The organism is Nocardiopsis sp. CNR-923, from assembly GCF_001942255.1.
Taxonomy (GTDB): domain Bacteria; phylum Actinomycetota; class Actinomycetes; order Streptosporangiales; family Streptosporangiaceae; genus Nocardiopsis.
On record NZ_MKKC01000148.1, the window covers coordinates 1 to 7,602 of the forward strand.

Genomic DNA, 7,602 nt, shown 5'->3' on the forward strand with positions numbered 1-7,602 from the left:
GAGCAGGGCCAGGAGCAGGAGCAGCAGGAGCAGGGCCAGGAGCAGGCCGTGGAGCAGGAGCAGGGTCAGGAGCAGGAGCAGGAGCAGGAGCTCGAACAGGACGTGACCCAGGAAGTGGGTCAGGAGCAGGAGCAGGACCAGGAGCAGGAGCAGGAGCAGGAGCAGGTGGGGGTCGACCTCGGACGTTGACCCGGACACGGACATCCCCCAGGGGGTGCCGCGACCGGGGACCGGTCCGTGACGTCCGCGGACGACGGTCACCGGGTCACCAGGGGGCCCGCTCGACATCCGGGCGGGCCCCTTTCTTGTCCAGGCCAGAGTCCACCCTGACGGGGCGGTCCGTTCGAAGCCACCCCGTCTCCGAAGAGGGAGACACACATGAGGAAAGCCATCACCCGTGTTCTTGTCACCGGGGTCGCGGCCCCGGCGCTGGCCCTCGGCCCAGCGGCGATCGCCACGGCCGACTCGCACTTCGACGCGGCCGGCAGCGGCGCGGGGCCGCACGGCGCGGGGCAGTTCTGCACCTCGTCGAGTGCGAGTCCCAGCTACCACCCCAGACCCGGCTGCGGCGGGGGAGGACGTCCACGCCCGGACACCCGCCCCGTGATCAACATCCACATCCACAACCACGTGGACGTGGACAACACCAACGTCAACGACCTCGACAACGTGCAGGGCCAGATCGGGACGCAGGACGCGGGACACGAGGTCTCCGCGCAGCAGATCAGCGGATAGACCGTCGACCGCCAAGGAAGTTCCCAGCCACGAGGCACGACGTGTCCGAGGGAGGGCGCCGACCCCGGTGCAGCGCCGGGGCGGCGCCCTTCGTCGCGTCGAGATCCGCCGCGGCCACCGGCCGGCCCGCCCGTCCCGGCGCCGGCGCCCTGACGCTCAGGGGAAGCGGCGCGCGCCCGCCCCCTCCAGGCCCAGGACGTCGTCCGGGTTCGAGTAGGGGCACGCCGTCAGCGACAGGCACCCGCAGCCGATGCAGGTGGAGAACCGGTCCCGCAGGGCGGTCAGCTCCTCGATGCGCTCGCTGAGTTCGTCGTACCACTGGCGGGAGATCCGGGCCCAGTCCCGCTTGGTCGGCAACCCCTCCCGAGGCAGCTGGTCCAGCGCCTCGCTGATCCGTCTCAGCGAGACGCCCAGGCGTTGGGCCGTGCGGATGAACGCGATGACCCGCAGCGTGTCCCGGCGGTACTCCCGCCGGTTGCCGGTGGTGCGGCGGCTGCGGATGAGCCCGAGGCTCTCGTAGTAGTGCAGCGCCGACACCGCGACCCCGGCCCGCTCGGCGACCTGTCCCGGCTTGAGCCACGTCAGATCCGGATCCAACTGTGGCACCCGCCACCTCCTTCGTCACACGCCTTGACCTCAAGTCAACTTGATGAAGTGTGCTCGGTGTCGAACCGATCGCGCAAGGGAGTGTGAGCGAACGTGACGACGACGATCACCGTGTGGGCCGACGTCAGGTGCCCGTGGTGCTGGATGGGACACCGACGGCTGCGGTCCGTGCTCGACCGGCTCGACCACGAGGTCGCGGTCGAGCGTCGCAGTTTCCTGCTGGAGCCCGCGGGGCCGGAGCGAGCGTTCCGGACCGTCCGCGAGGCGGCCCTGACCTCGTGGGGCTTGGACGAGAGCGCATGGGAGGCGCTGCGGTCCAGGGTCGCGACCACCGCACGGATCCAGGGCATGGCCATCGACGTGGACCGGGCCCTGAACGTGGACTCGCGCCCCGCGCACCGCTTGCTGAAGTACGCGACCGCGCGCGGCGCGGACGCCCACCAGGTGTGGGACGACGCCTTCGCCGCCCACCTGGGCGCCAACGACGACCTGACCGACCCGGCCGTGCTGCGGCGTCTGGCGGCGGGATGGGGGATCGCGGGCGAGGAGGTCGACGCGCTCCTGGCCGGCGACGACCTGCGCGCCGAGGTCGAGTCGGACCACCGCGCCGCGGTCGAGCGCGGGATCACGTCCGTCCCCGCCTTCGTCGCGAAGGACCGCGTCCTCGGCGGGCACCGCTCCGAGGAGGAGCTGTTCGCGCTCCTGGGCGCTGGAGCGGCCGTCCGATGACCGGGACCTGAGCCGCCGCGCCCCCGGCCCCGCGTCCGGAGGCGCGGTCAGCGCAGGAGGACGAACGCGGCCACCGACGCCGCGCCCACGACCAGGGGCCAGCGGCGGTGCGCGCGGTCGGGGACGTGGTGGTTCGTCCACCGTCCGGTGCGCACGCCCGCGATCACGAAGCCCATGGGGATCACGGCGCAGAACAGGACGAAGACCGCCGCCCACACGGCGGCCGGCGTCACGTCGGTGAGGGGGTCGTCACGGCGTGGGCGGTCGGGACGTCCCGCCGGGTGCGCACGGGCGGCCGGCGGCACGCCGTCGTGGCCGGTCCCTCGCCGGGGCGTCAGCCGGTGGCCGGACGCGGGGCCAGGAGGCGGTCGGCGGAGTCGGCCGCCAGCCGCGCCGCGTCCTCGGGGACGCCCCGACCGCTCCTCAGGTGGCGGCGGACCAGCGCCAGGGGCAGTTCCACCACGGCCAGGGCGACCCGTTCCCTCGCGCGGTCCCACGGCTCGCCGGGCTCGCGCAGCCCCCGCGCCACCGCCGCCAGGAGTTCGCCGATCTCGGCGTTGGCCGAGCCCAGGCGCGCGCGGTCGGCTTCGGGCCACCCGGCTTCGTGGAAGTCGGCGGACCGGTGCAGCAGGATCCGGGCCAGATCCGGGTGGGACCCGCTCCACTCCAGCACGTACCGGGCGGTGTCCACGGCGGCGGTCAGGGGGCGCGGCGCGGACAGCGCGGCGCGGCACCCGTCGTGGAAGGACTCCAGGGCGTGCAGCCACACGGCGGCCAGGAGGGCGGGTCGGTTGGGGAAACGGTGGTAGAGCGATCCGCTGGGCGCTCCCGCGGCGCGCGCCACCGCCGCCATCGTCACCGCGGCCGGTCCGCCCTCGGCGGCCAGCGCGACGGCGACCGTGACCAGGTCGTCTGTACTGAAGCGTGCGGGCCTTCCCATGGTCGGACCCTACGCCCTATCCTTTTTTAGAGAGACCTCTCTAAAAGGAGTGAGTATGGCCGTCCACAACCTCCACGAACGTCGCCTGCCGGTCGCTCCCGAGCACGTGGGAGCCCTGGTCGACACACTGTCCTCGCCGGACGACCGCCTCTGGCCGCGCCACGACTGGCCCGCGATGCGCCTGGACAGCCCGCTGACCACCGGCGCCAGGGGCGGTCACGGACCCGTCCGCTACACGGTGGAGGAGTACCTTCCCGGACGCCTGGTGCGCTTCCGGTTCGGGGCGCCGCGCGGATTCGACGGGTTCCACGAGTTCACCGTCCGTCCCGACGGTTCCACGGGGGCGGTGCTGGGCCACCTCGTCTCCATGCGCCTGCGCGGTCCCGCCCACCTCACCTGGCCTCTGGCCTTCCGCTGGCTCCACGACGCCCTCATACAGGACTGCCTCGACCGGGCCGAGCGCGCACTCACCGGCACCGTCCGCGCCCCGGCCCGCTGGAGCCCGTACGTGCGCCTGCTGCGCGCCCTGGCGTCGCGGCGCCCGCCCGCGCCCGGAGCGGCGGCCGGATAGGCCGCGACACCGGCCCGGGTGGATCCGCTGCCCCGCGACCGACCGCTCGGCACGACATGCGGGGACCGCCTCTCCTACGCTGGAAGACATGAACGAGACTCCGGGCGACGGCGCCCCCACCCTCACCATCCCCGCACGGTTCAACGGACCGGACGGATCGGGCAACGGCGGCTACACCTGCGGCCTGCTCGCCACGCGCCTCACCGCCGAGGGCGGCCCCGCGGTCACCGTCACCCTCCGCACGCCGCCGCCCCTGGACCGGCCGCTCACCGTGGAGGGCGACCCCGCCACCGGCCTGCGCCTGACCGATCCCGAGCGCGCCGACGCGGCCCGCCTCGTCGCCGAGGCCCAGACCGCCCAACTCCCCGACCGCCCCGCCGTCCCCGGCGGCCCGGTGACCCCCGCCGAGGCCAAGGACGCCGAGAACCGCTACCCCGGCCTGGCCGAGCACCCCTTCCCCCGCTGCTACAGCTGCGGCCCCGCCCGCCCCGAGGGCGACGGCCTGCGCCTCTTCGCCGGATCGGTGCGCCCGGCCACCGGCCCCGACGGCCAGGGCAACACCGTGGCCTGCACCTGGACCCCGAACACCGACCTCGGCGACGGCTCAGGCGCCGTCACCCTGCCCCAGACCTGGGCGGCCCTGGACTGCCCCGGCGGGTGGTCCAGCGACGTCGTCGGCCGCCCCAGCGTCCTCGGCCGCATCACCGCCCGCGTCGACCGGGCGCCGCGCGTGGGCCGCACGTACGTGGTGATGGGGCACCTGGAATCCGTCGACGGACGCAAGACCCACACCGGCAGCGCGATCTACGACTCCGACGGCGAACTGCTCGCCCAAGCCCACGCGACCTGGATCGCGATCCGCAGATGATCACCACCTCACCAGCCGAAGCGCTACGGTGAACCCTTGTGGCGATCGACTTCACGCGGCGCACCGCCGTGACCGACACGACCGACGCCTCCGACGCCCCCGCGTCGGAGGCGCCCACCCGCGGACACGGCCGGGGCGGCCGGGGGCGGGGCGGACGCGACCCCGAACGGCGCCGCGCCATCCTCGACGCCGCCGACCGCGTGATCCAGCGCGACGGCCCCGACGCCCCCATGCTCGCCATCGCCGCCGAGGCCGGGATCAGCAAGCCGATCCTCTACCGCCACTTCGGGGACAAGGGCGGCCTCTACCGGGCCCTGGCCCAGCGCCACGTCGACCCCCTCATCGATCGCATCCGCGCCGAGCTGCACGAGCACACCGAACTCCAGGTCCGCGCCCGCGCCACGGTCGGCGCCTACCTGTCGATGATCTCGCAGAACCTCAATCTCTACCGCTTCCTCATGGACCGGGCCACCGCCGAGGACCCCCGGACCCGCGGCGACCTGGGCCTCATGGTCCGCCGCTTGGGGGAGGAGCTCGCCGAGCAGCTGGTCGGCGAGGGCCGCGTCACCGGCCTCGCGCACGCCCAGATCGTCGCGCACGCCGTCGTGGGCATGGTCCAGGCCGCGGGTGAGTGGTGGCTGGAGCACCCCGAGGTCGGCGAGGAGGAGATCACCGACGACCTCACGGGAGCCGTCGTCGGCGCGATCCTGGGCGGTTCCTGAGCCGGTGGACGACCAACGCCCGCACGCGCTCACGGGAACCGCTTGACCTGGAGTGCGCTCCAGGCCCCACGCTTCTCCCATGAGGGACCACTTCACACCCGGCGAGGTCGCCGAACGGTTCGACCTCACGCTCGACACCCTCCGCTACTACGAACGGGAGGGGCTGCTGCGGCGCGTCGACCGAGCCCCCAGCGGTCACCGCCGCTACCGCGCCGACGACGTCGAACTCCTCGGCCTGATCCGCTGCCTGCGCGACACCGACATGCCCATCGCCCGGCTGCGCGAGTTCGCCGAACTCCTCCAGGCGGGCGACCACACCGGCCACGACCGGTTGGACGTCCTGCGACGCCACCAGGACCGGCTGGACCAGCGGATCGCCGAACTGCGCGCCAACCAGGCGGCCATCCAGCACAAGATCGACCACTACGTCGGCGTCCCCGCCGACAGCGCCCCCCGGCCGGTCGAGGAGACCTCCTGATGCGCACCACCGTCGCCGGCGACCGCCGTGTGGGCGCCCCGTGCCTGGGCGCGACGACGTTCGGCGGCGGGATCGACGACGACGCCGCCCCGCTCGGCCGGTTCGTCGAGGCCGGCGGGACCTTCGTGGACACCTCGAACAACCACCGGTTCTGGGTCGAGGGCGTGGAGGGGCCCGAGAGCGAGACCTTCCTCGGGGCCCCGCGACACCGCGCATGGGGGCGATCACGCTGTTTTCACCTACCTGAGACCGGATACCTTCCCTTGGAAAGAGGCGGCGAGCGGCCGCGCCGCCTCGGTCCGCGCACCCGTGGGAGGGGCGAGTTGCCCGACAACACCTGCCATCAGATCCACTTCGCCTGGGCCGAACCGACCCTCCTCGGCAGGGTCGGTCCAGGCCCGGCCGCCTCGTCCTTCACCGAGGACGATCAGCCCGCGTTACGTTCCTGGCGCGACCGGCTGATCCCGGCGCTCACCGCCGACTACCGTGCGGCCCTGCCCGACACGGACCCCGCCGACCACCCCGAGACACTCTGGGCCCGCGCCTACCCCGACGGGCAGGCCGCCCTCGTCTACCGGTGGCCCGGCGAGGTCCGCCACGCGCACGCCTGGGCGATCGTCGGCCCGGCGCACGGACTGACGTTCCCCCGGGTGCTGTCACTGCACGAGAACCCGCACACCAGGCCGGCCGCCACCCGTCCGCCCAGCCCCGGGTGGCGGACCATGGACGCCCTGGCCACCCCCGAGCCCTGGGAGCGCACCGCCGCCCCCGGGGCCGTGCGCACCCGCGACCGCCACGCCGCGGAGGCCGCCGTGCGCGGCGAACCGGTCCTGGTCGGCGCCGTGGCCGCCGCGCTCGCCCGCCCCGACCTGCCGGTCCACATAGCCCTGGACCACCGCCACGCCGACCTGTGGCAGGCGGTCCAGCTCCGTTTCCTGTGGGGGGTGCACCGCGTCCTGCGCGACGTGCTCACCCCGCCCAGAGCCATCCCCGCCGCCGGGTGGAGTTGGTCCTTCTCCACCTACGAACCGGTCCTGGGCACGGGCGACGGCCAGCACGTGGCGTTCGGCCCGCCCGCCCACGGCGCCGGATCGCCGTTCCTGCACCCGCCCGCCCCCGAGTACCTGGCGGTGGCCGAGTCCCTCGTGACGATCCTGCGCGAGGAGGGCGGCGACGTGCTCGCCGAGCACCTGCGCGACCGCGGAGTTCCCAACGCGCCCACCTTCGCCGACCGCCGCGACCTGCTGTGCGACTGGCTCGACCCGAAGGCGCGGGCCCTGCCCGCCGAGCAGGAGCCGCGGACCGGCACGGGCCCGGGGGGCGACGCGCCGCTCGCGGACGGAGCCGCGGGCCCCCGGGCGGACGACCTCCCGAGGGTGGACGAGCTTCCCGACGTCGACGACCTGGCGGACCTGGACGAGGTACCCGAACCCGAATGGCTGCCCCCCGAGTACGAACTCCCGGCCGACCCCGCCGAACGCGTCGGCCTGTGGGAGCCCGCCGACCCGTCGGAGCCCCCCGCTCCCGTCCGACCCGCCGACCCGCCGATCCCCGCCGACTCCGGCGAGCCCCTCGATCCCGCGGACCCCGCGGACCCCGATGACCCCGATGACCCGGCCGGTGTCAGGAACCCCGGCGACCTCCCGGATCTGGCCTATCTACCGAGGTTCACCGACCCGCCAGCGCCCCTCGACCCCTCCGGCCCGGTGCACTCCGGGGAGCGTCCTGACGCTCCGGAGTCCGCTGACCTGGGGGAGACCACCCACCCCTGGGACCACGACGACCTCCCAGGCCCCATGCATCCCCCAAAGCTCCTCGACCCCGCAGAACCCCCCGATCTGCCGGACCTGCCCGAGGTGGAGGCGCCGGACGTCGACGACCCGGCCGAACCGGCGTCCCCGCCGCTGTGGCCGCTGGCCGACCGGGAGCCGCCCGTCGCGGAGGGTGGAACCC

At 74.3% G+C, this 7,602-nt stretch carries 10 protein-coding genes and 1 pseudogene; 7 read left to right on the forward strand and 4 right to left on the reverse strand.

Features of this window, described 5'->3' with window-relative positions; translation table 11 throughout:
• The coding region (locus tag BJF83_RS24855) for a hypothetical protein (protein ID WP_187347216.1) at positions 1-204 on the reverse strand (204 nt) is incomplete at its 3' end.
• A gap of 174 nt (positions 205-378) precedes the next feature.
• Between BJF83_RS24855 and BJF83_RS24860 the strand changes: the two genes are divergently transcribed.
• Entirely contained in the window at positions 379-735 is a 357-nt protein-coding gene (locus BJF83_RS24860) for a hypothetical protein (protein ID WP_075928233.1), read from the forward strand.
• Positions 736-891: 156 nt separating this feature from the next.
• On the opposite strand, the gene soxR is transcribed toward BJF83_RS24860, so the two are convergent.
• Positions 892-1,341 carry a redox-sensitive transcriptional activator SoxR gene (gene soxR / locus BJF83_RS24865; protein WP_075928234.1) on the reverse strand — a complete coding sequence of 150 codons (450 nt, stop codon included), beginning with the start codon at positions 1,339-1,341 and terminating at the stop codon, positions 892-894.
• A 93-nt stretch (positions 1,342-1,434) separates the two neighbouring features.
• On the opposite strand from soxR, the gene BJF83_RS24870 reads away from it, so the two are divergent.
• Positions 1,435-2,070: a DsbA family protein gene (locus tag BJF83_RS24870; RefSeq protein ID WP_075928235.1), complete on the forward strand. Its 636-nt coding sequence runs from the start codon at positions 1,435-1,437 to the stop codon at positions 2,068-2,070.
• 47 nt (positions 2,071-2,117) lie between these two features.
• Here the strand turns inward: BJF83_RS24870 and BJF83_RS24875 are convergent, their stop codons facing one another.
• Positions 2,118-2,303 carry a hypothetical protein gene (locus BJF83_RS24875; protein WP_143832081.1) on the reverse strand — a complete coding sequence of 62 codons (186 nt, stop codon included), beginning with the start codon at positions 2,301-2,303 and terminating at the stop codon, positions 2,118-2,120.
• Positions 2,304-2,404: 101 nt separating this feature from the next.
• Complete coding sequence (locus BJF83_RS24880; RefSeq protein ID WP_075928237.1) at positions 2,405-3,010, reverse strand: TetR/AcrR family transcriptional regulator; 606 nt, start codon at positions 3,008-3,010, stop codon at positions 2,405-2,407.
• A 55-nt stretch (positions 3,011-3,065) separates the two neighbouring features.
• Between BJF83_RS24880 and BJF83_RS24885 the strand changes: the two genes are divergently transcribed.
• From BJF83_RS24885 to BJF83_RS30120, 5 genes and pseudogenes are all read left to right on the forward strand, one after another.
• Positions 3,066-3,581 carry a hypothetical protein gene (locus BJF83_RS24885; RefSeq protein ID WP_075928238.1) on the forward strand — a complete coding sequence of 172 codons (516 nt, stop codon included), beginning with the start codon at positions 3,066-3,068 and terminating at the stop codon, positions 3,579-3,581.
• Positions 3,582-3,669: 88 nt separating this feature from the next.
• Positions 3,670-4,449, forward strand: a complete 780-nt coding sequence (locus BJF83_RS24890) for a hypothetical protein (protein ID WP_075928239.1) — start codon at positions 3,670-3,672, stop codon at positions 4,447-4,449.
• A 38-nt stretch (positions 4,450-4,487) separates the two neighbouring features.
• Positions 4,488-5,171 (forward strand): TetR/AcrR family transcriptional regulator, encoded by a 684-nt coding sequence (locus BJF83_RS24895; RefSeq protein WP_075928240.1) that lies wholly within the window; start codon positions 4,488-4,490, stop codon positions 5,169-5,171.
• A 79-nt stretch (positions 5,172-5,250) separates the two neighbouring features.
• Positions 5,251-5,649 carry a MerR family transcriptional regulator gene (locus tag BJF83_RS24900; RefSeq protein WP_075928241.1) on the forward strand — a complete coding sequence of 133 codons (399 nt, stop codon included), beginning with the start codon at positions 5,251-5,253 and terminating at the stop codon, positions 5,647-5,649.
• Positions 5,649-7,602: pseudogene (locus BJF83_RS30120) on the forward strand (hypothetical protein); the annotation flags it as partial. The gene BJF83_RS24900 and the pseudogene BJF83_RS30120, both read left to right, overlap by 1 nt.

Excerpts from the sequence above, each read along its gene's own strand:
- BJF83_RS24880 (WP_075928237.1), bottom strand. The coding sequence starts at position 3,010 with ATGGGAAGGCCCGCACGCTTCAGTACAGACGACCTGGTCACGGTCGCC.
- BJF83_RS24860 (WP_075928233.1), top strand. The coding sequence starts at position 379 with ATGAGGAAAGCCATCACCCGTGTTCTTGTCACCGGGGTCGCGGCCCCG.
- BJF83_RS24900 (WP_075928241.1), top strand. The coding sequence starts at position 5,251 with ATGAGGGACCACTTCACACCCGGCGAGGTCGCCGAACGGTTCGACCTC.
- BJF83_RS24890 (WP_075928239.1), top strand. The coding sequence starts at position 3,670 with ATGAACGAGACTCCGGGCGACGGCGCCCCCACCCTCACCATCCCCGCA.
- BJF83_RS24885 (WP_075928238.1), top strand. The coding sequence starts at position 3,066 with ATGGCCGTCCACAACCTCCACGAACGTCGCCTGCCGGTCGCTCCCGAG.